A 25152-nucleotide genomic window follows, 5' to 3' on the forward strand; every position below is an offset into this window, starting at 1 on the left:
CGGACGACGCTCTTCAGATTCCAGTCCCGTCCGTTTCCCGCCCTTCGTCAATAAATCTCTTCCGGATGTCCGAATCGGGGAGAAGGCAGTGCTCCCTCCGTCCGAACCACCTGTAACGGCCCCGCGCAATCCAAGCGTAAACCCGGTCTCTTACCGAAACGGGCACGATTGCGGCCAAACTCAGAACCGGCCAGAACCCCGGCATGCAGCGGAACACGCGCAGAGCCGCCGCGGACTTCGTGTAAGCCCGGCCATCCTGGATCAGCACGAACGTATCCGGGTCGCCGGCCGTCAGCCCCTGCGTCTTCAGGAGGCGTCTGCCTGCCTCCGACTGGATGGCGGCGAACCGAAACCGCCGCGTGGGGTCCCTGCGGATTACAAACCGGGTGATCCCGTGACACAAGATGCAGGATCCGTCGATCAAGAGGATGACGGAATCCTTCGGACAGGCCTTTTGTCGTCTCCCCATAATTCCGCTCCCCGGCAGCTGTTTTCTATCTTCGCTGTCTTAACGCCAGTATAGGGCAGAATAGCGCTTTTGCTCAGTTCTAACTTATTTAGAACGCAGCAAAAAGAGGTTCTACAAATCATAGAACCTCTTACCTGCCGTCCTGTCGGTTGATGAGCTCAGTCCGACTGTTTATCTCGCGAAATCCCCCGTCGCCGCACTTTTTCCACGGCTTCTTTGCTGCTTTTGACTCCCAACTTTTTAAGCATTTTGTTCACCTGATTTTTCAGAGTGCTCTCCGCCTTCACGAGCTTTTTCTCGATCTGGGACTGCGTGTAGCCTTCTTCGATCAGCTCGTATACTTCCCGTTCTGCGGCCGTCAGCTTCTTCAACTGCTCCTCCCTTTTCAACCGGGCAAATTCCCTGAGAAGAGCGTCCATGGCGGCGGGATGACGATAGGCGCTGCGTATGGCGTGCGGCACTTCACGGAACCTCGTTTTTTCAATATAATTGACGGCCCCCGCGGTAAAAGCTTCCGTCATCACATGTTCGTCCGACATGGAAGTCAGCATAATGATTTTGACCGGGCGAAGTTCCAGTATTTCCACGGCCGTATAGATGCCGTCAAGTCCGCGGTCGGTCAGCTGAATGTCCATCAGAACTACGTCAAAATCAAGTTTCCCCGCCATACTGACCGCCTCATCGGGATGAACGGCCGCGCCGACGACGATAAGATCGTCTTCCTTATTTAAATAGGAAGTCATCGCTTTGATCCAATCCGGATCATCCTCCACCAGCAAGACTTTAATGAGTTCCATCGGGCTTCTCTCCGTTTAGTTGAACAATTTTGTTGCGCGGAAAATAAAGACGCACGCACGTTCCGGCTCCCGGTTTGCTAGAAATCTCCACTGAGCCTCCGGATTTCTGCATCACGTTATACACGTACGACAAACCGAGCCCGTAATTGGCCGCTTTTTTCTTCGTCGTATAAAACGGCTCAAATACGCGCGACAGCCGGTCGGAAGGAATTCCGCCGCCTGTATCGGCGACGCTCAGCACCGCGCCATGACGGGCCGATGCCAGCGTCACGGTAAGCGTCCCGCCGTCCGGCATCGCTTCGGCCGCATTGCCGAGCAAATTGCCGATGACCTCCGTCAGATGCACGGGATCGAACCGGACAACCGGACGCCAGTCGAAGACGGTTCTGACCGTAATCCCCTGCCGTGCAAATAACTGTCCGTGCCGGCGGACAACTTCCATGGCCAGCTCGTCGAAGGGGACCGGCCGTTCCTTAAGCGCAATCTCCTTCGTCCGGTTATGAATGCGGCCTACCATTTCGAGCATGTGATCGGAGGCGGCTGCGATAATCCGCAGATGTTCCTTCGCTTCCTCGTCCTTCTCGCCCAGGCCTTCCTGCAAATTCACCGTGCTGAGCGCTATTTTGCCCAGCTCGTTTTTGATCGAATGGTTGAGCAGCGTCGTACCGGATGTGACCGCCTGCATGGTCGTATCGAGCGAATCCCTTTCAAAACGGAGCCGGATGCCCAATACGCCGTATACAAAAACGCAGAGCAGCGCCACCGCGAACGAATACATCATAAAGACGGAAACATAGCTGAAAAAATCGAATTCCGGCGAGAACACCCGCGCCACGTTAATAAACAGCAGTACGCCAAGCAGTGTGGGAACAATGATCAGCGTCGTGATGAGCCGGTTTCTTTTGCGGACGGGATTCCCTTCTCTCCGGAGAGAAAGGACGAGCAGCGAACAGGCGCCCAGATAATAAGGAGCCGTCCACAAAAGCAGCGGACCGTAATGGATGGCAAACGCATCCCGCGAGACCGTATAGATCAGCATGGCCGGAACAGGCAGAAGCAGCAGCCCTTTGGCCGCCCGCCGGGCCCGAGGTCTGTTTTCCAATACGCCCGAGTACACGAGACTAAAGACAAGCACCCCGTAAGGCGTCAGGGTATGATTGATAAATTCCGATGCGTGAGCGAGTTCCGTAAAGCCTTGCTGCCGGAGCAGCCCGGTCAATCCACCTATGGAAGCGCTAAAAAGAAAAAACGCCGCCCACCGGTTCGTCTCTTTATGAAGGTACGGAATCAGAACAATTAGCGAGGCCAGCGAGAGAGCCAGAAAATAATAAAGCATACGATCACCTTCATGGAAGCAGTTATGTTTATCCTACCATATTCCTCCAAGGAAATCCGATCACGGATAGCTTTTACGGAAAATTCTGATAGTATAGAAGGAAGGGCTCCTACCGGGAGTCTTATTTTTACATAAGGAGGCACACCCCTATGACGACAAACTGGAAAGAAAGGCTGACCGGCATTACCGGCGCGGATTTGGGGATGGAAGGAGGAATCTACTATGAACCTTAGTCTGACAGGTTCCCGGCATCAGCTCATCAATCAGCTCGTCTATTTCGATGAGGAACTGCATCAGTTTCTGGAGCTCTACTTCCCCTCCCCTACGAAATCGCGAACCTATACCGAAGAGCGGCTTCAGGAGTATTCCGAAGCTCTCACCGATCTGATCAGCGAATTCAGCGAGGAGCTTCTGCATTCCAAGGTGCTTATTGGCAGCAAGGTACAGATTCGCTACTTGGATGATAACCAGTCGGATACGTATTCGATCGTTTTCCCTTCCAAAACGGACCCTTCCAGCAACCGGATTTCTTTCTTATCCCCTATCGGAAGCCATCTCCTGCTGGGGACGCGGGAACAGACGTTTACGATCCAGACACCGTCCGGCGAATGCAGTGTGCTGATTGAAGATATCCGGTATATGAACGCCGGAGACGTTTAACCGGCATACGCTTCGTATCGACGGTTTGAAAACAAGCAACCTTCTAGAAATTTTTTCCGTCAGTAAGGTTGAGGTGAACTAAAACGATGAAAACTAAAAAGAACATGATTGCAGCGCTGACTCTAGGATGTTCCCTGTTGGCTGCTTCTTCCGCTTCTGCGTTCTCCGATGTTCAGGGAGTGGATGCCGCCGTTGTCACGTCCTTGCAGAGCAAAGGAGTGATTCAGGGCGTGTCGGAGGACGAATTTGCGCCTCAAGGCAAACTGACGTCCGTGCAGGGCGTACATTTGATCGTCAAGGCACTCCAGTTAAAGTCAGTGGACGGAACTTTGCCTAACCCGAACGCGCCCTGGTATGCCGAATCGCTTGAAATCGCCGCAAAAAACGGACTTCCCGTCGAACTCGCGGCAGACCCGTCGGCCGAGTTGACCCGGGAACAGTTCGCACAACTTCTGTATAAAGGAATCCAGGCGACCGGAGATTATCCGCTGATCAAAATGTATATTCAGGTCGCGGATGAAGATCAGATGACCCCGTCGTATCAAGGCAGCATTCAGAACCTGCTGCTTATGAAGGTCGCCGCGCTCGACGATAAAAGCTTGTTCCATCCGCAGGACCGCATTACCCGGATCGAAGCGGCGGGCATGATCGCCAAAGCGATTGATTTTACCGACCGCCACAAGGAACAGACGGACAATCAAGAAAATGAGGAAGTAAGTTTTACGATCGAAAAGGTAAACGCGGATATCAACAAAATCGTACTCACCCGCAGAGAGCAGCCCAGTCCCGGATACGGGCTTTCGATTACGAAAATCGAGATGAACGACAGCAGTCAAGCGAAAATCCATTATAAGCTGACTTCTCCAGAACCGGGTAAAATGTATCCTCAAGTCCTATGGACATCGAAAACGGAAACCTATCTTTCGAGCAAATATAAAGTGGAAATCCAAGCGAACTGACAAACAGGCGCCGCCTCCGGTTATGGAGAGCGGCGCTCTTTTGTCGTTCGCATATGGATTCGATGCGAGCGGATAAACCCTCGGCTGCCCTATATGGCAAGCGTTAATTATACGGATTGAAAATAAATAACGCTTGAAATATAAGAACATTTGTTCTAATATAGAAATATTAGGAAATAACGGAGGGAACGCTAACGATGAACACACCCCATTCCGGCAAACCGGAGAGCTTTGAAATTTCCGTCCGTCCCTGGTCTGAAAATGACCTTACTCTGCTCAAGCGCATGAATACGGCAGAAATGTGGGCCCATCTTGGAGGCCCTGAATCGGAAGAAGCTTTAGCTTCCAGGCATCAGAGATACATGAAAGCCGTACCGGGCAAGGTTCGCATGTTTACGATTCTTTTCGGAGACGAAGCTGTGGGCAACGTAGGCTACTGGGCGCAGCACTGGAGAGATCAGGACGTTTTTGAAGTGGGTTGGGGCGTACTGCAGGAGTTTCAGGGGCACGGTATTGCCATGACCGCAACTTCTGCAATGCTGGATATCCTACGAGACGATGGGCCCGGCGCGATCGTTTATGCGTTTCCCGGTGTGTCCAACTCCCCCTCGAACGCCATTTGCAGGAAGCTCGGCTTCACTCTCGCGGGAGAAACGGAAGTGGAGTTCCCCAAAGGTTCCTGGATGAAGTCTAACGAATGGAGACTTGAATTTCCCGGATAGTCAGGGGAACCTTACTGTTTAAATTTGCTTCTTTTTCTTCTTTTGAAGAACGGCCGTGATCCATTCCGGCGCATAAGGCGTCGTACAGCCCCTGTGTACAGGCCGCGTGTCCACTCTTCCTATCCTCTCTCCGATTTCCATACCTACTATCATCCAGCCACTTTCGGCTTAATTCGCTGCGATAAATAAGGATAACGGCAACGGATTCCTTCCTTTCTTAGCTGCCGGTCAACTGCAGTTGCCAAGTGACTCCGTAACGGTCGCTAATCCAGCCGAACATTTTACTGAACGGATAAGAGGCCAAAGGCATTAATATCTGTCCTCCCCGGGACAACTCTTCGTACACCCGCTGAATTTCTTCCTCTGTCTCGAAAAACGAATGAAGTGAAATAGCGGGGGTAAACGTCCAGTCGTGTTTCACACTGCTGTCTATGCACATGAAGGCTTGTCCGTTTAAGGAAAACGATGCATGCATGACGCTTCCTTCCTCGCCGTGTTCACCCGGACCATACCGCGTAATCCGGATGATTTCGGAGTTTTCGAATACCGATGTATACAGTTTCATAGCTTCCTCCGCCCGCCCTGTAAAGGCCAGGAAAGGTGTTACCGCTGACGGTTTGACTTGACTCATTCCAACCACTCCTTCAGATAGTTATTATACAGCTTCATTCCATCTTCATTTCACTGACTATGGGGTTAAGTATGCGGAGGCGCGGCTCAAAGTTCAATCCGAGGAAAGGCTCGCGCAGGTGTAAGGCGTTTCCTTTTTATTTACACACAAGAAAAATAAAATGGATTGATTCTCCAAATATGTTTTTCTATAATAGAGCTGATTGCCAAAGCAGAAAGGAGGTCTCATCCTACATTCTAAGTGCTCATACAGATTGAGCATTTCCAAAAGCTGACCCTTTTAAAATCAGAGAAGGAGTGATATTTGATTGGATCGCACATTTAGGAGCTACCGTCCCACTCTCTCGTTATTTCTGGCCTTCGCACTCTTGACCGGCTTATTCCCTTCCATTTCTGCAAGCGCTCACTCTCCCTCATCTTCTTCTCTCCCGGTTAGTTCAGTAACCAGCGTCACCTATAATTCGCTCGCCCTGACTCCCAATCCTGTAACCGTTACACCTTCCTCCTTGCAGCAGTTTGCCGTATCTGCCTACGATGCCAACGGGAGTGCAGTTCCCCTGCAGGCTGGTGATGTCAGCTGGTCCGCCGACAGTGCCATCGGCACGATTGATTCGAGCGGCTTGCTGACGGCAGCGGCGGGCGGCGGCGGATTCAAGGCCGGTTACGTCACCGCTGCTTACGGAGGGCTAAGCACCCGAGCGCTCGTAATGGTCGGAAGTAAAGCGACAGCCGTAATTGAAGACTTTGAAACCGTTAACAACGGTAAAGCGCTGTTGAGCGCGGGAACCGCGGGCGCGGCGGGTACGAAGAGTTCCATCAGTTTGGCGGAAAGACCCGAGCCCGTGCTTTACGGCAGCCGCTCCCTTAAATTTGCTTATGATATGAGAGGAACCGCGGGTACGTCCGCCGCATTCGTCAGTCTCCGCAATCCCGATACGGGAGCTCTCGACAGACCGATCGAAGGCACACCGAACAAAATCGGCGTCTGGGTTTACGGGGACGAAAGCAGTCATTGGCTGCGCGCCAGACTCAGAAATCAGGCCGGCGTTTCTTTTACCGTTGATTTTACCAGCAGCACCGGCTTTAACTGGAAAGGATGGCGCTACGTAACCGCAGAGATTCCTTCCTCACAGCCAGGTCCTTTCAAGTTTATGGACCTTTATCTGGTCGAAACGAAAGATACGAACAAAAACGCCGGCGTTCTTTATTACGACCGGTTGAGCGCGATTTATTCCAACACCGAAATTACGGGACTCGACCTGACCGGACTGACTCCGATGAGAACAGGTCAGAGCAAAACCACAGAGGTCTATATGACCAAATCCAACAGCACTTCGCCTCAAAAAGTTGAAAACGGAGTCAGTTTTTACAGCAGCAATCCGGATGTGGCCGTCGTTGACGGCATCGGCCGGGTAAGCACGCTCAAAGCCGGAAAAGCGGTTATTGCCGCCCTCTATTCCGATAGTCAGCCCGCCGCATTTGAATTGGACGTCACCGATGACGAACCGCAGGTGCTGAGCATCCAGGCATTCGCACCGGATCAGCTGGAAGCTGGACGGACCGGTACTCCCAAAGTTTTCGCATCTTACGCCAATAGAGCCGATTCTCTCGAAGTCACGAAAGAAACCCGGTTTGTAAGTTCCAACCCTTCTGTAGCCGAAATATCGGTTGATGGGAAGATTGTGGCAAAATCGCCCGGTTCCGCTTCGGTGACCGTTACTTTCACAGATCGGCAGGCGGTAATACCCGTAACGGTTATCGAACCCGTTTCGGTTCTGACTAAAATCCAGCTGACCGACATGAAATCGATGAATATCGGAGCCGTGCGACAGGCTAAAGTGCTCGCCACCTATACTCTGCTTGACGTTCCCCAGCCACCGGCGGCAGCGACAAGCGGCGTGACTTATAAAAGCAGCAATCCCGCAGTAGCCGAGATCGACGCCAGCGGGACACTCACGGCCAAAACCATAGGTGTCACGACAATCAGTGCCTCGCTAAACGGCAAAACGGACACTTATTCACTCGTCGTTAACAAAGAAACCGGCGCTCCGAAACATGAAATGAGAGCCGCCTGGATTGCGACCGTCGAAAATATCGATTGGCCCGTTAAAGGAACCTACGATGCCGAGCAGCAGAAACGGCAGCTGATCCATTTGCTTGACGAGCTCGAAGCCACCGGAATCAATACGGTGATTTATCAGGTCCGTCCCACTTCGGACGCTTTCTACCGTTCCGCTTTAAATCCCTGGTCAGCCTGGCTGACGGGAACTCAAGGCAAGGACCCGGGATACGATCCTCTTGCCTTCGCCATACAGGAAGCTCATAAACGGAACATGGAGCTTCATGCCTGGTTCAACCCTTACCGTATCAGCAACGATACGGATAAAAGCAAGCTGGCGGATACGAATCCCGCGGTAAGGCACCCCGACTGGGCCGTCTCTTATGGAGGCAAGCTCGGCTATAATCCGGGTAAACCGGAAGTCAAGCGGTATATTATCGACAGCATCATGGAAGTGGTAAACAATTACGATATCGATGCGGTACATTTTGACGACTATTTCTACCCGTATCCTGTAACCGGCGTGGATTATCCCGATGCTGCAGAATATGCGGCCTACGGATCGGGCATGAGCATTGCGGATTGGCGCCGCAGCAACGTAGACTCCCTGATCCGGCAGCTCTCCGCCGAGATTAAAAATTCCAAATCTTATGTCCAATTCGGGATTAGTCCGTTCGGGATCTGGAAAAACAAAGCGAACGACCCGGCAGGCTCCGAGACGAACGGATTGGAAAGCTACTCGGCGATCTATGCGGACAGCAAGAAATGGGTGGATGAACAATGGATCGACTACATCACGCCCCAGCTTTACTGGAACATCAACTACAGTCCCGCCGCCTACGATAAGCTTATCGACTGGTGGAAACGGCAGGTAGAGGGGAAACATGTCCTGCTCTATGCGGGCCACGGCGTTCATAAGATCGGAGCCGACGATCCGAACTGGCTGGATCCGGACCAGCTGCCGAACCAAATCTTATTCAACCGGAACTTCGCGGACGTTAAAGGAAGTATGTTCTTCTCCGCCGTGCAGGTTCTCGAAAATAAACTCGGCTTCCAGGACCGGTTAAAAACCGATTTGTATAAATACCCGTCCCTCATGCCGGAAATGAGCTGGCTTTCCAAGTCGCTTCCGGCCGCCCCGGCCGTAACGGCCGCTGCCGAAGGCAATGCCATCAAGCTGAATATTCAAAAAGAGGCGAGCAGCACGGCCGGCACCTATGTGATTTACAGATCAGCTGGCACCGGCGCACCCGACACGTCGGATCCTGCTCATATCTGGAAACAGGTCAAAGCTGGACCGGCGGGGGTTCAAACTGTCGTTGACAACACCGTTAAGACCGGTACGACATACACGTACGTCGTTACGGCTCTCGAACGCGGAAGCAGCTTGGAAAGCAACGGTACCACCCTTGCGGCAACCGCGCAATCTTCGACGGGCTCCGACGGTTCCGGTTCCGGCGGTACCGGATCAGTTGGCGGATCCGGACCGACAGATCCGTCCGTGCCTACGCCTCCGCCAACACCCGGAGACGGGGTTCTAGTCATAGAACCCGCTAATCTTAAGGAAACGGAGGGCAAAGTTACCGTATCCGTTCCAGCCGGCATCCGCGAAGTTCATCTGCCGGCTGATACGGGCACGACGATTGGCAATAGCCGTCCGCTGCTTCTTCGGTTTGCCAATGTGAGCGTATCGATACCGAACCCGGTAATACAGCAGTGGCAGAATTTGACCGCCGATACAGGTGCGAGGCTCGTTTTCAAAGCGGAGCCCGTCGAAGGGGGTCAACTGCAAGCTTTGGTTCGAGCCGCTGAAAATAAGCTGGGCGCTGAAATCCGCTCCCGGGGAATGTACGACTTCCGGATGGAAGTCCGGGCCGGAGGCAAGACTGCAGCGGTGATGGACCGCTTCTCTACTCCGCTTGAGATCTCGTTTCAGTCCGCGAAAGGAAGCGACCTGAGCCGTACGGGGCTCTATCACTTAGCCGGAGACGGAACGCTTCAGTATATCGCCGATCAGAAACCGTCCGGCAGCGGAACGATCCTGGCGAGTATCCGCCATTTCAGTACTTACGGCCTGCTGGAGGTAACCAAATCGTTCCAAGATGTAAATGCCGATCATTGGGCGTATCCGGCAATCAGCGAGCTGAGCCGCAAGTTGATTGTAACCGGTGTTACCGAGGATCAGTTCAGTCCCCAGCATCAGGTGACCCGGGCCGAATTCGCCGCCCTGCTAGTTCGCGCTCTGGGATTGCCTGCAAAAGCAGCCTCTCCCTTTTCCGACGTAAAAGCAGGAGACTGGTTTGCCGGAGAAGTCGCCGCAGCATTTGATGCGGGAATCGTAACCGGCATGACGGATTCGCTGTTTGAGCCCGGCGGAGCGGTCACCCGCGAGCAGATGGCGGCGATGTTGATCCGCGCTTACGAAGCGAAGCACGGGAAGCTGTCCGCTGAATCACCTTCTGTCTCCTTCACGGATGCCGGCAGCATCCGTGAATGGGCCAAGGGCGATGTCGCGAAAGCTGCCGCCGCCGGGCTGCTGAACGGACGCGAAGGAAACCTATTCGCGCCGCAAGCCGTCCTTACCCGCGCGGAAAGCGCGCAGGCGGTTTACAATCTTTTGAAATAAACGGCCCATTGGGTCCGTGTTCACGACAAAACAAGCTGGCACCGGTTAAGACCGGGCCAGCTTGTTTTATGGGATGGAATGACTGCGTTTTTCTTGTTCCGTTTGCCTTACTTGATATGCTGCCTTACTTGATATGCTCCTTGATATACTGGTCTCCCCAGTCGCACATTAGATCCAGAATCGATTCTAACGACCAGCCGAGCGGGCTTAGTTCGTACACCACTTTAGGCGGAACCTGATTGTATACGGTCCTGGTGATAATTTCGTCTCCCACAAGCTCTTTGAGCTGCTGAGTCAACATCTTCTGGGTGATGGCCGGTATATCTTTTTTCAATTCGCTCGTTCTTTTGGGGCCTTCGGTCAAGCAGCACAAAATAACGGTTTTCCACTTTCCTCCGATAACATCCAAGGTCGCTTCCACCGGAATATTGTACGTGCGCTTATTTTTTGGTTTCGCGGGCATTGGTTGCTGCACATCCTTATTTATCCGAATGTCTATCGTTCGATTCTTACGCCCATTTTAACCTACCCCGGTGCGATTAACCAGTATTTGTCTAAAATGTGAACCCGGCTCCGCTAAGGAGCAAGGCCGGAAAAAAGCCCGGCTGCAAAGGGAATTTTCACGCACCGATTGGTGCCTAGGATACTTTTTGGTAGCAATAAGACGAAAAAGTGCGTACTTCCCCTTTCCCATCCCACGATGCATAATTCCCTTGTACCGATAAAAGGAGGGAATACTCCATGCCTTTGAAAATATGGATAGCCAGCGGTGTGGGCGGTATCCTTGAACGGCATGTCCGGAACCTTTCAAACAATTCGGCGTACACCTATTTCCTACTGAGGAGGTAAAAAAATGAAAGTGCTCACGGTTGTTGCCCACCCCAGAACCGATTCCTTGACCATGGCGGTTACCGACCGCTTCATACGCGGCCTTCAGGACGCAGGCCATGAAACGGAGCTGCTGGATCTTTACCGCAGCGGGTTCAACCCCGTCCTGAATGAACCGGATGAGCCAGACTGGACGGACAGCGGCAAACAGTATTCCGTTGAAGTGATGGCCGAAATAGAACGCATGAAACGACACGACGGTTTGGCTTACATTTTCCCGCTCTGGTGGTACGGCTTGCCGGCCACGCTGAAAGGATACATCGAACGTGTATGGAACCACGGATTCGCCTATGGCCCCCAAAAACTGCCTCATCGGAAAGTATTGTGGCTCAGCCTTGCGGCCCTGACACCCGAGCAATTAGCAAAAAGAAACTACGACCAGATGATCAACCATCAGCTCAATGTCGGCTTGGCGGAATATGCCGGAATTCCAACTTCCAAAGTTGAATTTCTGTATGATACTTTAAGCTCCAATCCAGACCATATTCAGAATTTGCTTCAGCAGGCTTACGAGCACGGGCTTCATTACGGATGCGAATAAGGGTGGGGATTTTTTCCCCGATAAAAAACGGCGCATTCCCCCTTACGGGGCGTATGTGCCGTTTTTCCCAAAATCCTTCCGTACCGCTTGCTTCCGCCTCAACAAATCAAAGCGGCCTGTAAGCCTATTCTCCAATCTCCTTCTGCCGGTTTCTGTTCCGGTACGTCCAGTACAGCAGCACAAGAATACCGATCGTTACAGAACCGAGCGACACCAGATAGCTTCCGTAAGGCGACAAATACTCCACTTCAATAAGAGCAGAGTCCGAAGGAACAATCACAAAACGGACTATTTCCAGCCAAGCCAGATGAAATCCGATACACATCCACAAACTTCCGGTAAAGATCCGGCACAATTGAAGCGCGGTACCGAAGGCAAGCAAGTTAACGACATAGTCGAACGTAATCAGATCCCAGGTGCCTACTCCGGCGGCAACCATGACGGCTGTCAGTGCGACAGGGGCAAGCACAAAGAGAATAATCTGAAGCAGCAGTGCCAGCCATCTGGTGAATCGTGCGCTCAGGTTGCTATATAGATAGCCACGGAACGTTGCTTCTTCCGGAAACGCTTCGTAGAAAAAAGCGATCGGAATGTTAATCAGAATGATGAGCAGAGTCTCCGTAGGCAAGTGAACATCTACCACCCGGATCCAGCCCGCCAGCGTTCCCGCGAGCAGAGCTATGCCCATCATGGCGCGGAAGCGGGCTCAGTCCCAATCCGCTCCAAGGCCGGTTGTCGGCATAGCGTCTCAACAAATAAATGAGCGGCACGGCAATACCCGAAGTCACGACCGCAAGGATAATTTGCTGGGCCAGGACCGGGAATCCGTAATTTTGCGCGGTTAAGGTAACGGCTACAGCCACTCCCAATGCGGCGACGAACGACAGCCAGCCGAGCACGATGCGCCAGACCAAGTGAATTCTTCCTTCCGTATCCCGGATAAAGCCCGTGGATGCACGGCCACCTTGAGTTTCAAGTGAAGGTTTAATCGCCCATTCTCCTCTCCTAAACTATCTGGGTGTCTTTCAACTTTTGATCTCGACACATTCTATATATAGCAGGTTTAAAAGGATTGTGTTCTTGGGAGGTACCCATTTACTCGGCAATTCCCCGAAAATAGCCGGCTGTCCCCGCTTACTGCGTGCTTCAAGACTTGTCCCCAATCGGCCTATGCCTTTTGATGAAAAATGTCAAAAAAGAGAAAATTTCTCCCTGATAATAAAAAAATCCCCCTTTTTCTGGTAAAAATATTAAACGATAATAGGAGAGCAAGCGGATTCATAGACTTGCAGCAGCAACCTTTACAAGAATAAAGGGCTCCCGCTTTCGCATGTCGGAGTATCCGGTCGTTGTTTGCGGATTCCTGCTAGCCTTTTATTGGCCTGAACAAAGGATCGGGAGCCTTTACAAAGCGAGGTGAAGAAGCGAAAAGAAATAATGTAAGCGGTATCACATTTATTCATTAAAGGAGGCTATATGTAATGAATTGGCAATCTATCCGCTCTCAATCTCCCAAGCAGGTCCTGTTCCGTGTTCTGCTGATCGCGTCCCTGCTAGTTTCTCTGCTGCCTTTCCTTGGTTTGAATACCCAGCAGGCTTCCGCGGCTGCAAACGTTTCGGCTGCGGCTGCCGCTTGTACGGATGCGGCCTGGGACTCTACCAAAGTCTACACAGGCGGACAAAAAGTTTCCTACAACGGGAAAGTATTCGAAGCGAAATGGTGGACGCAGGGCGAAACGCCTTCCGAGACAAATACATGGGGCAGCTGGAAATACGTCAGTGACTGCACAGGCAGCGGCACGCCGGATACAACGGCACCGACAGCTCCTACAGCACTGGCCTTGACCAGCAAAACTTCCACAAGTGTTACCCTTTCGTGGAATGCTTCCACGGATAATGTCGGCGTAACCGGCTACAACGTTTACAACGGTTCCGCGCTGGCTACCTCGGTAACCGGCACAACCGCTACGGTAACCGGCCTGGCAGCCAATACGGCTTACTCTTTCAGCGTTAAAGCGAAAGACGCGGCCGGCAACTTGTCGGCAGCAAGCAATGTTCTTGCGGTGACTACGTCCTCGGACGGAGGCGGTACGACGCCTCTGGCTAAAATCAACGGCGCTTACGTTGCTTCCTGGCATTTCCCTGCCGTGAACACGGTTCCCGCCAACAAATTGACGCACATCTTCTATGCATTTGCGGATGTCGCCAATAACGGCGTCAGCGGCGGAGATACTTCGCAAATCGCTCAACTGGTCACGCTGAAACAGAAAAATCCGGACTTGAAGGTTCTGATTTCCGTAGGCGGCTGGGGCCGTTCCGATGGTTTCACGAGCGCAGCTTCCACGGATGCGAACCGTACGGCTTTCGCTAACAGCGCCCTGCAGTATATCCGTACCAACAAACTCGACGGAATCGATCTGGACTGGGAGTATCCGACAACGGCGGATAAACAAAACTACACCCTTTTCCTGAAAAAGCTTCGTGAAGTTCTCGATGCCGGGAGCGCGGCCGACGGCCGTACCGGTACTAAAAAGTATGAAATTACAGCGGCTACGGGCGCTTCCGAGTACGGAGTACAAGGAATCGACCTGGGAAGCGTACACCCTTACTTCACCTTCATTAACATTATGACCTACGACATGCAGGTCGGCGCCAACACCCACCACACGAACCTGTACACGTCTTCCCTGAATTCCAGCTACAGCGTGGACAATGCGGTGAAGCTTTACAAGGGACGCGGCGTTCCATCCGAAAAAATCGTAATCGGCGGAGCTTTCTATTCCCACGGTGCCGGAGATTACACGTATGACGAGCTCAAAGCCAGCTATATCAACAAAAACGGCTGGACCCGCCAATGGGATGACGTTGCCAAAGCCCCTTACCTCACTAACGGCAGCAGCATGCTGAGCTACGATGACGCGGAGTCTCTGACTCAAAAAGTCAACTATCTCAAAAGCAACAACCTGGGCGGCATCATGTTCTGGGAGTATGGTCAGAACCTGGGCGCAGAACTTTTGGATGCCATCTATACGGCATTGAAATAAACCTTCGTTCCGTTCCGGAATAGCAAAAAGCTGTCCCGACGTCCTCCTTGGACGCGGGCAGCTTTTTATTTTTATTGTTAAAATCGTTCAATGGCTTGGTCGCAAGCCGTTTACTTTTGAACGAAGGCATGGTATAGTTGTTTCGAAAAGTTTGGAAATATGAAAAGCGGCAAGCAGCGTGTAAGGCCGGAAGAAAAAGGGTGTAGAACGCATGGAAACCAATCAAGCCGTTAAAGTGCACAGGGCACTAGGTGAGCATACCCGCTATAAAATCGTTCAAATTTTGACCAAGGAAAGCAATCTCTGTCCCGCGGATCTCGAGAGCCGCTTAGAATCGATCGCTCTTTCCACTTTGTCTCATCATTTGAAACAATTATCGGACTGCGGATTGCTTCGCTCCCAGAAAAAAGGGACCTACATTTACTACAGTTTGAATGAAGATACGGTCAAAAAATTTGCGCCTTATTTAACCGAATAGTTTTTTTGTTCGTTATTTCGATATAACTAGAAATATCAAAAATGCGTACTTTTAAAGTTCTGTCTTAAACGCTTATGTGCCTAAACAGCTTTTAACGCCGCTGCCCTTTTTTGTTTCTATATTTCTAGAAATACAATATTATTGAGAAATGAGGATGACCACATGTTTAAAACATGGAAAATTTACATGCTTGCCCTGATCAGCTTTCTGGTGGGAACGTCCGAGTACATCATTGCCGGCATTCTGGATAAAATCGCAGCCAGCCTCGACATCTCACTGGTTGCCGCAGGACAGCTGATTACCGTTTTTTCGCTCGTATACGGGCTGGGGACACCCTTTCTGATCGCTTGGACCGCCCGCTGGGAACGGCGCAAATTACTGATCTATTCACTCGGACTTTTTGTCGTCGCGAACGTACTCGCATTTATCCTGCCGGGCTTTGCCGCATTTATAGGCGCCCGTGTTCTGATGGCGTTCGGTGCGGGGGTGGTCGTCGTAACCGCTTTGACCGTTGCAGCCAAAATTGCGCCCTCCGGTAAGCAGGCAAGCGCGATTGCGACCGTCATTATGGGCTTTACCGCTTCTCTCATCGTGGGCGTTCCGCCCGGAAGGCTGGTTGCGGCGGCTTACGACTGGAAAACGGTTTTCGCCGGAATCGGTGCACTCGGCCTGCTGGCGATGTTCGTCTTGTCCGTTACCATACCGAAAACGGAAGGTGACGCTCCCGTTCCTCTGCGCGAGCAGATGGCTCTTCTCAAACAACCCAGAATCCTTCTGGCTTTATCGGTAAGTTTCTTTTGGCTGGGGGGATACTCCATCGCGTACACCTATATCTCCCCTTATCTGCTGACAATTACCGGAATGAACGAGAAAATGTTAAGCGCCGCACTGCTCGCATTCGGCATCGCCAGCCTAGCCGGTTCCAAGATCGGCGGCTACAGCGCAGATAAATGGGGAGTGCACCGCACGCTCATGTCCGGCATGACGCTGCACGTCATCACACTGCTTCTGCTGACGCTGGCCGCCCACTCCCCTGTCGTCGTATTCGCCGTGCTGATTTTGTGGTCGTTCGCCGCCTGGTCTTCCGGCCCGACCCAGCAGTATAATCTCGTCACAATGGCGCCCGAATCAACCGGAATTATGCTCAGCCTGAACAATTCCGTGATGCAGCTTTCCATGGCGGCCGGTGCCGGAATCGGCGGCATTATCGTCGGGAGCATCTCCCTGAATGCCGTGACATGGATCGGAGCGGTAGGGGTCGCGGCGGCAATCGCCATTAACTTCGTCTCTTTCAAGCTTTCCGTTGGCGAAAAACGCAAGGCGGAGAACATCCGGCACGCCTGAATGAATGCCTGAATGCAGGTGATAAGCTATCCCGGCCGCCCAAAGCGCGGCTTTCCGGGCGCGGTAGCCGACGTATCGGCTGCCGCGTCCCGTTCTTTTTTTGCCCAAATGAGAAGCGATTTTCCAAAGAATGGTGTTTCGGCGGTATATGATGAGCAAGGATTATGCCTGAACTATAACATCGTCAGTGGCGACAACAAGGTAACTCTGCCCAATAGTGGAACGATCGTTTTTGCCACGATTTGGACACTTTAAATTGTGGAAAATTCGATTAAATTCAAACATTCCCAAGCTAATCTTTTCATTATTTTGATACGATTGGAGCAATTATAAATGTCTAAGGAAGTGAACATATTGACAAATCAACAAATTCGAATAAAAAATATGCCTTTATTTTCACAAACGATAACTGACTTTTGGCAGATGCAATTTTTGAACGGAGACGTCCTCTACAGCGATGAAGTCTTTACTATCGTCATCAACCCAGACCTGGAGGAAGACAGTCGGGTCATGGTGCTGGAAACCATCGACGGTCGAGTTATGGCGGTCATTACGCCTGCGGTAGCCGATAAGCTAGGCCTTTATCAACGACAAGACCTGTCTGAAAAGATCTTTCGCCAGAAATTGAATGAAGCAGGAGTCACTCTGCATGGCGCAGATTATCTCTTTTATTTTTCAGAAACCGATAAGAACGTATTGCTGCAAGAAAACCTGGAAGGTGACTTGCGCCGGTTAACAGAGCAAGATGATGCGGTTTTCTCCGAGTTCGAGTCCTCCGCCTCGGAACAAGACTTGGACGACGCTTATGTGGAATTGGATCACTGGGCGGTGTTCGGTTCTTTTGAGGAAAACCGCCTGGTCAGCGCCGCGAGCATGTATCCCTGGGAAAATGCGAAAATTGCGGATCTCGGCGTATTGACGCTTACGTCCTTCAGAGGAAAAGGTCACGCCCGCAAAGTGGTGCGTTCTATCTATAAGTATGCCTGTAAGCAGGGATATGAACCCCAGTACCGATGTCAGCTTGATAACCAGGCGTCTACGTTGCTGGCTAAATCGGCGGGTTTGACGCTCTTTGGAAAGTGGGATGTGATTTCTCCCGACTCCACGGACTGAGAGTCATTGACAGCTGGCCACTCTGCCCCGCCTTTACAAAATCTCTATCATCCACTTACTCAACGTTAACAATGCCCTGCTATAGTCAGGCTTAGTAATTCATACATACTATCCGACTTATGAAGGGGATCTGCAAAAATGAAAAAGAACTGGCTTATCGCCGCATCGGCAGCACTTACGCTCATATCCGGAACAGCGTCCGCATTTGCCGCGGATCTGAAAGGCTCTACGGCGGACTCGGTCACCTACACTAACAACGGGAAAGCCGTTGCTCCGTCCGTTCCGGCCGTTAACATCGACGGCAGCCTGTATCTGCCTTTTCGCGCAATCAGCGAAGCGACCGGCAAATACGTCGATTGGGACGAGTTCCGCAGCCGTGTCTCTCTGACGGACAAGCCTGCACTGACAGGCAAATACAAGCTGAATGCTCCCGATCTGGTAAAAGGGCTCAAAATGGGCATCGGCTCCTCGCTGACCCACCTGCCGGGCGATCCCGACAATGTATTCTACACAACGGCGGACCGCGGTCCGAACGGAGAAGTCGATGTAAAAGGAACCATGGTCCGTACGTTCCCGCTCGCCGATTATACCCCGACCATTTACAAAATCGAAATTAAAGACGGCCAAATCAACATTCTCGACCAATTCCCTCTTAAATTGAACGGCATCAATCCGGCAACAGGGAAAGCCAACATCAGCGGTTTGCCAAACATCAAAGGCCGGGACGAAGCGCCTTTCGACGCCAAAGCCGAGAAAGAACTCGCTTACGATCCGTACGGTCTTGACGTTGAAGGCCTGGCCTACAACCCCAAAGACGATACGTTCTGGATTTCGGACGAATACGGCCCCTCCCTGGTGCATGTAAAACGGGACGGCACCCTGATCGAGCGCATCGTGCCCAAAGGCTGGGCCGCTCAAGTTTCCACACCGCTTGTGCCAGCCCGTGAAACACTGCCGGCCGTCTATAACAAGCTCCGCCAAAACCGCGGCGCCGAAGCGGTAGGCATCACACCGGACGGCCGCTACATGTTCATGGCGATGCAGAGCCCGCTGCGCAGCCCGAACAAGGAATCCGACAATTCGCGTCAACTGCGTATCATCAAATTTAATCTGCAAACGCTGGAGCCGGTGGCCGAATTCGCTTATCTTTCGGAAGACGCCAAAGACTTCAAGGGATTAAAGCAAGCCGATATCGTCATTTCGGACCTTGTGGTGGTGGATGAAAATACGCTGCTTATCGACGAACGCGACAAAAACGCGGGAGACAAAGCGCAGCTGAAGCGTATCTATTCCATCGACCTGTCCAACGCGACCAACATTCTCGGCAAATACGACGATACCAAGGCAGCCGGTAAAACACTGGAGCAAATGTCCCCGGCCGAGCTGAAAGGCCAGAACATCCTTCCTCCTTCCAAACGGACGCTGCTCGATCTGGTCCCTTTCAAATATCCGTATGAGAAAGTCGAAGGCGTTTCTCTCGTAAACGGGAATACGCTTGTCATTGTGAACGACAACGATTTCGGCGTCGACAGCAGCTCCCCGGAAAACGGCACCGAGCTCTGGACGTTCAAGCTCCCATATACCATCAAGTAAAACATGCAAAATCAGCAAACCCGGTCAGGACCTTTTCGGTCCGCCGGGTTTTTAGTTTTTTGAATCGGTTCGAGTAAATAACCAACTATGCCAAGCAGCTCATTTCCGTAAACTTCAAGTAAGTTACTCACATCAGTCGCATCACTTCTCTTTTAACATACAAATGCATGCACAAGCGGCGAAAGCCAGCACTCCGCTCGCAGCGGTTGAAACGGAAAAAGCTCTGACATAATCCCCCAGCCCAGCTTCGGCAAGGGGCGAATTCAGCGCAGCGGAAAACAAAATGCTGATCCATGCTACACCCAAAACGTTCGCCACATACATAAAAGTCGTAAACAGCCCCGAACCGGTTCCGCCCGATGCCGCCGGCACGCGATTCAAGATTGTATGGGCAAGCGGTGTTGTCGCCATGCCCAGACCCAGCCCGTATACCGACAAAATCAATATATTTTGAAAATGAAAGAAATGCACGGCATCGGCATGCAGAGACCAAATCAGCATAAATAAGCTCGCTCCCATCGTAAGCGTCCCTGTTTTTAATACGGCATCTCCCCATCTTTTCACCAACCACGCCGACATGAATGAAGTGGCGAAAAACCCCAAGCCAAGCGGTAAAAAAACAAGGCTGGTCGATTCAAGATCGAATTTCAGTCCCGCCTGCAAATAATAATTTAAAATGAAAAAGAAAGAGAACATACTGAGATAGACAACGACCTCTGTGATGATTCCGATCCGGAATGAACCTATTTTGAACATGGAAAGCTCCATCAACGGCGCGCGTCCCGCCTCTTCTCTCCGTTTCTGATGAAGCACGAATAGAAGCAGTAGCACGAGCGATAAAAGCAAGCATCCCGAGGTCCATATCGGCCATCCTTGTTTTTGCCCGATCGTTAACGGATATATGAGCAAAAGCAATCCGGACACAACAAGAATAATGCCGAACCAGTCGATACTCGGGTCGGAATGCCCTCGTGATTCGGGAACGATCGGCAGTCCCAACATCACAAGCAGTCCAAAAGGCACATTAACTAGAAAAACGATCCTCCAGCTAAGGCCGAACAGGTTCCAGTCCACCAAAAGCCCGCCCAAAATCAGGCCAAGGGTGAAGCCTAGGCCGATAACGGCCCCATAGATGGCAAAAACCAACCCTTTTTCCCGCGGGAGGAAGATGCTCTGCATAATGGACAAAACCTGTGGTTGGATCATCGCTGCCGATAAACCCTGGATGATGCGAATGACAAGGAGTAGAGTCGGGTTCGATACCAATGCGCCGAGCAGGCACATACAGGTAAAACCCGAAACCCCGATCCGTAACAGGCGTTTTCGGCCATATAAGTCACCCAATTTTCCGCCTAAAATCAAAGCACCGGCAAGACCTAACGAATATCCCGAGAAAATAAGCTGCGCTTCGGCAAAGCTGGCATGGACGCTCGCCTGCATCACCGGAAGTGCCACCTGCATCATGTAATTGTTCAGCGAAATCAGAAGCGTCGGCAGCAAAATTAGGACTAAAGCCATCCAGCGGCGTGGATCGGGGTGCGGTGCCGCATCGGGTTCTCTTGTACGTGCAGGAATCAAATCATCCATTGTTAATCCCCCCCATTCAGCGCCAAATTAAGATCAACCAGCATGACCAATTGATCCTTATTATCAGCGAGAATGAAACGGTGTTCTACCTGCACAGGTATTTTCTCTCCCTATAGAAGGAATGGGAGGAACAAAAAAAGATTCCGAACATGATACCTATGTCCGAAATCCCTTTTAAACGGTTAAACTGATCTATTCTGTTTTTGCATCCCGATGGGATAACATCTTGAGGTGTTCACTCGGATTATATCCATAAATTTTATGGAAGGCTGCCGCGAAATTGCTGAAATTGCTGTAGCCGACGGACACCGCCGTTTCCCCGACGTTCATCCGCTGCACTTCCATACAATAAAGCGCCTTTTCCATCCTCTGCTTGCGGACCAGTTCAAATACAGTCATGCCAAAACGTTCCCGAAAACCTTTTTTCAGCTTGAATTCATTGAGTCCGACCTTTCTCGCCAGCTCCCGAATCGATAACGGCTGTTCGAAATGACGAATCACCAGTTCCCTGGCTTGATCCAGCTTCGCGAGATCATCCCGGTTCAAAAACTGTTTTCCAATCTCCGCTTCATAGCCTTCTACTTCCCCGAACAAAGCGATCAGCTCCATGGCTTTGCTCTCCATGTAAAGCCGTTTCATCGCTCCAACATAAGAACAGTTTAGCATATCCGACACACAGTGATGGATTTCCGGCGTATTCGGGTATTTATCGATGTTGCCCTTATGCCGCTGCAGCCAGGATTCCATCCTCTGTTTCTCGGTAAGATCGGCCGCATAATGAAACAGCTCCTGCGGAGACAAGCGGATTTCCAGCATATGATTGCGGACACCCGCCTTTTTCTCTTCATATACCAATTCATTCTCGAAAAATAGCACGTTGCCCGTCCAATGATTGGTATAGCTCTCCTTGCCGCCCCACTCGCAATAAATATCGCCGCTAAGGCAATAACTTAACTCAAACAACGGACATGCCTCCTGAATACGCAGCTTCATATCCTGCGCATAGGTCAGGTCCGTTATCACGATTTCCATGCCAGGACGGATTTGCGTCCTGAGGATGCTTCCTTGTCCAATCTCGTGCGGAATCGTAATATGCTGCTCCCATGCCCGAAGCCGGGATTGTCCTTGAATCAGATCCGTAAATTGATCGAAAAGGCTGTGCACCTCGCTATTAACTATATATAAAGTCAAATGGACACCTTCTTGCCTGATTACTCTAGAGATTATCTGCATTACCAAATGCCCGATTCGGAAATCCGGTGATCGTTTAACTGAAATAATGGAGCGAGTAAAAACCGTCTGAATCCGGTTCCGGATTTTCATAGGTATACCCGGCAGCCTGAAAGCATTTCAGACATGCCGTGTTGTCTTTCTCGATTCCGGCGTACCATTTCCGGACGGCCTTCATCTCAGACAGAGCCATCATTTTCCGGATCAGTTCCCTGCCGTATCCCCTGCCTCGCAAGGAGGGGTCAACGAGCACCGCTATACTGCTCGTAAAATTTTCCTCCATTTCGGCCATCACGATTCCTACCGGCCTATCCTCTTCCCATGCCAACCAAACCCGGTACGTAGGATTATCACGGATAAAACCGTACCATTTCCGAAGAGGGAGCATTCCCCCCAATCGCCGGTAAACCTCTCTGTCTTCAAACCACGTCTCCAAGATCTCAAGGTTCTGCTCCTCTAAGGCTTTAAACCCCTGTCCGTTTGCCATTTTGTCTACTCCTATCTGTATTTTGTGCCTGAGTCTCAAACGGGAACAGGCCTGGCTTCATTTGTAAAAAAACCGGAACATGTTCCCGGATATTATTTGTCCGGGTGAGTCAAAACGGACTTTTATCCTCCACGTGAGCGTGCATGATGATCAGCGTATTCGATACTCCGTAAACCATCATCGCGTCCTGGAACTCGGCAAGCGATTCCATCGATTCGCTCCTCGTTTTCAGCATATAATTGAACTCCCCGCTTATCCGGTACAGCTCGGCAACCTCCGGGGAAGATTCGCAATAACGGACAAACTCCCGGCATTTAACGGTTTTAAACAACATAAATGCCTGTATGCCCCGGTCTAATTTACCGGGATCGAATTTGGCTTTGTAGGCGGTAATAATCCCCTGCTCTTCGAGCTTTTGGATGCGTTCTCTCACTGCCGGCTGGGTCATGGAGATGTGGCGGCCGATTTCGGCAACCGGCATGCGTGCGTTCGTATGCAGTAAGTTCATGATTTTGCGGTCGGTATCGTCGGGCTTTGCCGTTTCTCTCATCCATCATCCTCCTAAAGCGGTTTAGCGGTTTTACTTATAAAACGGAAAGTGATTCGGCATGAATCCCTTTGATTATACCTGTCTCCTCACCCGAATTTCCATATAATTAACTGTATAGAACCGGAAAGGATGATTGGCATGCAGAATTTGCGCGAAATAACGGCACTCGTCACCGGAGCAAGCCGCGGAATCGGAAAGGCGATCGCCAAGAGATTGGCCCATGACGGTGCATGGGTAGCCGTTCATTACGGCCGGGACAAGAAGGCGGCGGAACAGACCGTTGCCGAAATTACGGAATCCGGCGGAAGAGCTTTTAGCGTACAGGCCGATCTGGGCTCCATGCAGGGCGTGGAACGGTTGTTCGAGCAGCTGGACACGCTCACCATCAAACATACGGGCAGCACATCCCTCGATATTCTCGTCAACAATGCCGGAATCGGCACACAAGGGTCCATCGAAACCACGACCGAGAAACAGTTTGATGAGCTGATCGCCGTTAACATCAAGGCACCGTTTTTCATTATTCAAAAAGCGCTGCCCCGGCTGCGCACCGGAGGACGCATCGTGAACATTTCCTCCGCCGAAACCCGCATCGCGTTCCCCGCTTCCATTGCCTACGGGTTGACGAAAGGCGCTTTAAACACCATGACCCTGCCGCTGGCGAAACAGCTGGGCGAAAGGGGCATTACCGTGAACACGATCCTTCCCGGCTACACGGAAACCGATATCAACGCGGACATCCTGAGCGATCCGTCGGTCCGGGAGTACGCGGCAGGCATGTCCGCCTTCGGCCGGCTCGGACAAGTCGGAGATATCGCGGATGCGGCGGCCTTTCTGGCGTCAGAGGACAGCCGCTGGGTCACCGCCCAGATTCTCGATGTATCCGGCGGCGCCCGCCTCTAAGAACCGGGCAGCGACGTTAGTCCAGAGCTGCGGAGCGAGCGGTTAAGGGACGAGCACCCCTTGGTAAATCTAAGGGTGCGATGCGGGCCGGATATCACGTGTTAAACCTCGGCAACCGTGTCGTCTTCCTTTCGGATGGCAGACTGCTGGTTACCCCCGGGTCCCCTTCAGTCACCATCCCGCCCTCAGCGCTTGAATACCCGTTTTCCAACTTAAAAGACAGACTTCCTTTTTAAGAAAGTCTGTCTTTTTTGTCAGCCTGCTTATGAAGTTAAAAAGCGCCGTACGATACGGACATACTCCTCCGGTTCTTCCAGATATCCCGCATGGGAGCTGTTCTCCAGCACTTGAAAGCCCGACTGAGGGACAAGCGAGTGATAGTAAAACGTAGACTCCGGCGCCGCTTCGTCATACCGGCCGCACAGGAACAGCGACGGCACGTTAATTTCATGAAGCCGCGGTGTCACGTCGTACGTTTTCAGACTGCCGGTCGGACAAAACTCGGAAGGGCCCCACATGGACATGTAAATGTCCTTATTAGCCTTGCCCCGGCTTTCCAGCACGACCGCAGGCAGAGGGTCGATTCGGCATACGTGCCTTTTGTAATATTCCTTCATCGCATCCCGATACTCATCCGAATTCGTTGTGCCCTGCTCCTCGCTGCGCGCAATGACCGCTTGGACTTTATCCGGCAATTCAGCCAGGAACCGGTCCGCGTCTTCTTTCCAGCGTGCCGCACTCAGGCAGGGACTGGAGAAAATGACGCTCCGCACTCCGGTTGGCTTGCGTTCGATCAAATAGGAAGCCGCGAGCATCGTGCCCCAGGAATGCCCGAGTATATGAACTTCATCCAGGCCGAGAGCTTCTCTCACACAGGCCAGCTCTTCGATAAACCGTTCCGTACGCCATAAGGAGGCATCTCCCGGTCTGTCCGAATTCCCTCCGCCGAGCTGATCGTAGAAAATAACCGGCCTTTCGTCTCCCAGCACGTGAAGGGCCGCTTTCAGCGGATCATGAGTGTTGCCCGGGCCGCCGTGTAGAACGAGCAGGGGCGTTCCGCCGCCTTCTCCTGCCGAGCTGTACCACACTTTGCCGCCGGGTACCTCGATATAGCCTTCTGTATGCCGCATCCTGCA

General features: G+C 51.8%; 22 protein-coding genes. 11 read left to right on the plus strand and 11 right to left on the minus strand.

The features are described 5' to 3' along the window. Nucleotides 1-13: 13 nt before the first annotated feature. The 3 genes from AC2TF6_RS14930 to AC2TF6_RS14940 form a co-directional block, all read right to left on the minus strand. Complete coding sequence (locus tag AC2TF6_RS14930) at nt 14-469, minus strand: thiol-disulfide oxidoreductase DCC family protein (protein WP_491307408.1); 456 nt, start codon at nt 467-469, stop codon at nt 14-16. A 158-nt stretch (nt 470-627) separates the two neighbouring features. After that, nucleotides 628-1266 (minus strand): response regulator, encoded by a 639-nt coding sequence (locus AC2TF6_RS14935; protein ID WP_491307409.1) that lies wholly within the window; start codon nt 1264-1266, stop codon nt 628-630. After that, entirely contained in the window at nt 1253-2602 is a 1350-nt protein-coding gene (locus AC2TF6_RS14940) for an ATP-binding protein (protein WP_491307410.1), read from the minus strand. The genes AC2TF6_RS14935 and AC2TF6_RS14940 overlap by 14 nt, the downstream gene beginning before the upstream one ends. Before the next feature lie 222 nt (nt 2603-2824). Between AC2TF6_RS14940 and AC2TF6_RS14945 the strand changes: the two genes are divergently transcribed. The 3 genes from AC2TF6_RS14945 to AC2TF6_RS14955 all read left to right on the plus strand — a co-directional run bounded on the left by AC2TF6_RS14945 (nt 2825) and on the right by AC2TF6_RS14955 (nt 4943). Then, nucleotides 2825-3262, plus strand: a complete 438-nt coding sequence (locus AC2TF6_RS14945) for a GreA/GreB family elongation factor (RefSeq protein WP_491307411.1) — start codon at nt 2825-2827, stop codon at nt 3260-3262. An 86-nt stretch (nt 3263-3348) separates the two neighbouring features. Next, nucleotides 3349-4221, plus strand: a complete 873-nt coding sequence (locus tag AC2TF6_RS14950; RefSeq protein WP_491307412.1) for an S-layer homology domain-containing protein — start codon at nt 3349-3351, stop codon at nt 4219-4221. A 197-nt stretch (nt 4222-4418) separates the two neighbouring features. Beyond that, nucleotides 4419-4943, plus strand: coding sequence for a GNAT family N-acetyltransferase (locus AC2TF6_RS14955; RefSeq protein WP_491307413.1), 525 nt, complete (start codon nt 4419-4421; stop codon nt 4941-4943). A gap of 217 nt (nt 4944-5160) precedes the next feature. Here the strand turns inward: AC2TF6_RS14955 and AC2TF6_RS14960 are convergent, their stop codons facing one another. Beyond that, nucleotides 5161-5574 carry a VOC family protein gene (locus AC2TF6_RS14960; RefSeq protein WP_491307414.1) on the minus strand — a complete coding sequence of 138 codons (414 nt, stop codon included), beginning with the start codon at nt 5572-5574 and terminating at the stop codon, nt 5161-5163. A 307-nt stretch (nt 5575-5881) separates the two neighbouring features. On the opposite strand from AC2TF6_RS14960, the gene AC2TF6_RS14965 reads away from it, so the two are divergent. Continuing rightward, on the plus strand, nt 5882-10258 hold the full coding sequence (locus tag AC2TF6_RS14965) for a family 10 glycosylhydrolase (RefSeq protein WP_491307415.1): 4377 nt from the start codon (nt 5882-5884) through the stop codon (nt 10256-10258). 124 nt (nt 10259-10382) lie between these two features. Here AC2TF6_RS14965 and AC2TF6_RS14970 read toward each other — a convergent pair whose 3' ends face one another. After that, a complete protein-coding gene (locus tag AC2TF6_RS14970) occupies nt 10383-10721 on the minus strand; it encodes a winged helix-turn-helix transcriptional regulator (RefSeq protein ID WP_491307416.1) in 339 nt (112 codons plus the stop codon). Nucleotides 10722-11111: 390 nt separating this feature from the next. Here AC2TF6_RS14970 and AC2TF6_RS14975 point away from each other — a divergent pair, with 390 nt between their 5' ends. After that, nucleotides 11112-11687: an NAD(P)H oxidoreductase gene (locus AC2TF6_RS14975; RefSeq protein WP_491307417.1), complete on the plus strand. Its 576-nt coding sequence runs from the start codon at nt 11112-11114 to the stop codon at nt 11685-11687. Nucleotides 11688-11811: 124 nt separating this feature from the next. On the opposite strand, the gene AC2TF6_RS14980 is transcribed toward AC2TF6_RS14975, so the two are convergent. Continuing rightward, nucleotides 11812-12378 (minus strand): CPBP family intramembrane glutamic endopeptidase, encoded by a 567-nt coding sequence (locus AC2TF6_RS14980; RefSeq protein WP_491307418.1) that lies wholly within the window; start codon nt 12376-12378, stop codon nt 11812-11814. A 790-nt stretch (nt 12379-13168) separates the two neighbouring features. Here AC2TF6_RS14980 and AC2TF6_RS14985 point away from each other — a divergent pair. The 5 genes from AC2TF6_RS14985 (at nt 13169) to AC2TF6_RS15005 (ending at nt 19259) form a co-directional block, all read left to right on the plus strand. Beyond that, the gene (locus AC2TF6_RS14985; protein WP_491307419.1) at nt 13169-14731 is read left to right on the plus strand and encodes a glycosyl hydrolase family 18 protein; all 1563 of its coding nucleotides are present in this window, start codon (nt 13169-13171) and stop codon (nt 14729-14731) included. A 211-nt stretch (nt 14732-14942) separates the two neighbouring features. After that, the gene (locus tag AC2TF6_RS14990; RefSeq protein WP_491307420.1) at nt 14943-15209 is read left to right on the plus strand and encodes an ArsR/SmtB family transcription factor; all 267 of its coding nucleotides are present in this window, start codon (nt 14943-14945) and stop codon (nt 15207-15209) included. Nucleotides 15210-15371: 162 nt separating this feature from the next. Then, a complete protein-coding gene (locus AC2TF6_RS14995) occupies nt 15372-16553 on the plus strand; it encodes an MFS transporter (RefSeq protein ID WP_491307421.1) in 1182 nt (393 codons plus the stop codon). 333 nt (nt 16554-16886) lie between these two features. Next, nucleotides 16887-17666, plus strand: a complete 780-nt coding sequence (locus AC2TF6_RS15000) for a GNAT family N-acetyltransferase (RefSeq protein WP_491307422.1) — start codon at nt 16887-16889, stop codon at nt 17664-17666. A gap of 138 nt (nt 17667-17804) precedes the next feature. After that, nucleotides 17805-19259: an esterase-like activity of phytase family protein gene (locus AC2TF6_RS15005; protein ID WP_491307423.1), complete on the plus strand. Its 1455-nt coding sequence runs from the start codon at nt 17805-17807 to the stop codon at nt 19257-19259. Nucleotides 19260-19400: 141 nt separating this feature from the next. Here the strand turns inward: AC2TF6_RS15005 and AC2TF6_RS15010 are convergent, their stop codons facing one another. The 4 genes from AC2TF6_RS15010 to AC2TF6_RS15025 form a co-directional block, all read right to left on the minus strand. Then, a complete protein-coding gene (locus AC2TF6_RS15010; RefSeq protein WP_491307424.1) occupies nt 19401-20846 on the minus strand; it encodes an MFS transporter in 1446 nt (481 codons plus the stop codon). Nucleotides 20847-21038: 192 nt separating this feature from the next. Then, complete coding sequence (locus AC2TF6_RS15015; RefSeq protein ID WP_491307425.1) at nt 21039-22037, minus strand: helix-turn-helix transcriptional regulator; 999 nt, start codon at nt 22035-22037, stop codon at nt 21039-21041. Nucleotides 22038-22113: 76 nt separating this feature from the next. Then, nucleotides 22114-22563 (minus strand): GNAT family N-acetyltransferase, encoded by a 450-nt coding sequence (locus AC2TF6_RS15020; RefSeq protein WP_491307426.1) that lies wholly within the window; start codon nt 22561-22563, stop codon nt 22114-22116. Between the two features lie 109 nt (nt 22564-22672). Continuing rightward, nucleotides 22673-23113 (minus strand): Lrp/AsnC family transcriptional regulator, encoded by a 441-nt coding sequence (locus AC2TF6_RS15025; RefSeq protein WP_491307427.1) that lies wholly within the window; start codon nt 23111-23113, stop codon nt 22673-22675. Nucleotides 23114-23251: 138 nt separating this feature from the next. On the opposite strand from AC2TF6_RS15025, the gene AC2TF6_RS15030 reads away from it, so the two are divergent. Further along, on the plus strand, nt 23252-24016 hold the full coding sequence (locus AC2TF6_RS15030) for an SDR family oxidoreductase (RefSeq protein WP_491307428.1): 765 nt from the start codon (nt 23252-23254) through the stop codon (nt 24014-24016). A gap of 263 nt (nt 24017-24279) precedes the next feature. Here the strand turns inward: AC2TF6_RS15030 and AC2TF6_RS15035 are convergent, their stop codons facing one another. Next, nucleotides 24280-25146, minus strand: a complete 867-nt coding sequence (locus AC2TF6_RS15035; protein ID WP_491307429.1) for a proline iminopeptidase-family hydrolase — start codon at nt 25144-25146, stop codon at nt 24280-24282. Nucleotides 25147-25152: the final 6 nt, after the last annotated feature.

The organism is Paenibacillus sp. JNUCC 35, from assembly GCF_058269095.1.

Excerpts from the sequence above, each read along its gene's own strand:
- AC2TF6_RS15025 (WP_491307427.1), bottom strand. The coding sequence starts at position 23,113 with ATGAGAGAAACGGCAAAGCCCGACGATACCGACCGCAAAATCATGAAC.
- AC2TF6_RS14980 (WP_491307418.1), bottom strand. The coding sequence starts at position 12,378 with ATGATGGGCATAGCTCTGCTCGCGGGAACGCTGGCGGGCTGGATCCGG.
- AC2TF6_RS14940 (WP_491307410.1), bottom strand. The coding sequence starts at position 2,602 with ATGCTTTATTATTTTCTGGCTCTCTCGCTGGCCTCGCTAATTGTTCTG.
- AC2TF6_RS14950 (WP_491307412.1), top strand. The coding sequence starts at position 3,349 with ATGAAAACTAAAAAGAACATGATTGCAGCGCTGACTCTAGGATGTTCC.
- AC2TF6_RS15005 (WP_491307423.1), top strand. The coding sequence starts at position 17,805 with ATGAAAAAGAACTGGCTTATCGCCGCATCGGCAGCACTTACGCTCATA.
- AC2TF6_RS14970 (WP_491307416.1), bottom strand. The coding sequence starts at position 10,721 with ATGCCCGCGAAACCAAAAAATAAGCGCACGTACAATATTCCGGTGGAA.
- AC2TF6_RS15000 (WP_491307422.1), top strand. The coding sequence starts at position 16,887 with ATGTCTAAGGAAGTGAACATATTGACAAATCAACAAATTCGAATAAAA.
- AC2TF6_RS14930 (WP_491307408.1), bottom strand. The coding sequence starts at position 469 with ATGGGGAGACGACAAAAGGCCTGTCCGAAGGATTCCGTCATCCTCTTG.
- AC2TF6_RS14995 (WP_491307421.1), top strand. The coding sequence starts at position 15,372 with ATGTTTAAAACATGGAAAATTTACATGCTTGCCCTGATCAGCTTTCTG.
- AC2TF6_RS14985 (WP_491307419.1), top strand. The coding sequence starts at position 13,169 with ATGAATTGGCAATCTATCCGCTCTCAATCTCCCAAGCAGGTCCTGTTC.
- AC2TF6_RS14960 (WP_491307414.1), bottom strand. The coding sequence starts at position 5,574 with ATGAGTCAAGTCAAACCGTCAGCGGTAACACCTTTCCTGGCCTTTACA.
- AC2TF6_RS14945 (WP_491307411.1), top strand. The coding sequence starts at position 2,825 with ATGAACCTTAGTCTGACAGGTTCCCGGCATCAGCTCATCAATCAGCTC.
- AC2TF6_RS15020 (WP_491307426.1), bottom strand. The coding sequence starts at position 22,563 with ATGGCAAACGGACAGGGGTTTAAAGCCTTAGAGGAGCAGAACCTTGAG.
- AC2TF6_RS14975 (WP_491307417.1), top strand. The coding sequence starts at position 11,112 with ATGAAAGTGCTCACGGTTGTTGCCCACCCCAGAACCGATTCCTTGACC.
- AC2TF6_RS15030 (WP_491307428.1), top strand. The coding sequence starts at position 23,252 with ATGCAGAATTTGCGCGAAATAACGGCACTCGTCACCGGAGCAAGCCGC.
- AC2TF6_RS14990 (WP_491307420.1), top strand. The coding sequence starts at position 14,943 with ATGGAAACCAATCAAGCCGTTAAAGTGCACAGGGCACTAGGTGAGCAT.
- AC2TF6_RS14955 (WP_491307413.1), top strand. The coding sequence starts at position 4,419 with ATGAACACACCCCATTCCGGCAAACCGGAGAGCTTTGAAATTTCCGTC.
- AC2TF6_RS15010 (WP_491307424.1), bottom strand. The coding sequence starts at position 20,846 with ATGGATGATTTGATTCCTGCACGTACAAGAGAACCCGATGCGGCACCG.
- AC2TF6_RS14935 (WP_491307409.1), bottom strand. The coding sequence starts at position 1,266 with ATGGAACTCATTAAAGTCTTGCTGGTGGAGGATGATCCGGATTGGATC.
- AC2TF6_RS15035 (WP_491307429.1), bottom strand. The coding sequence starts at position 25,146 with ATGCGGCATACAGAAGGCTATATCGAGGTACCCGGCGGCAAAGTGTGG.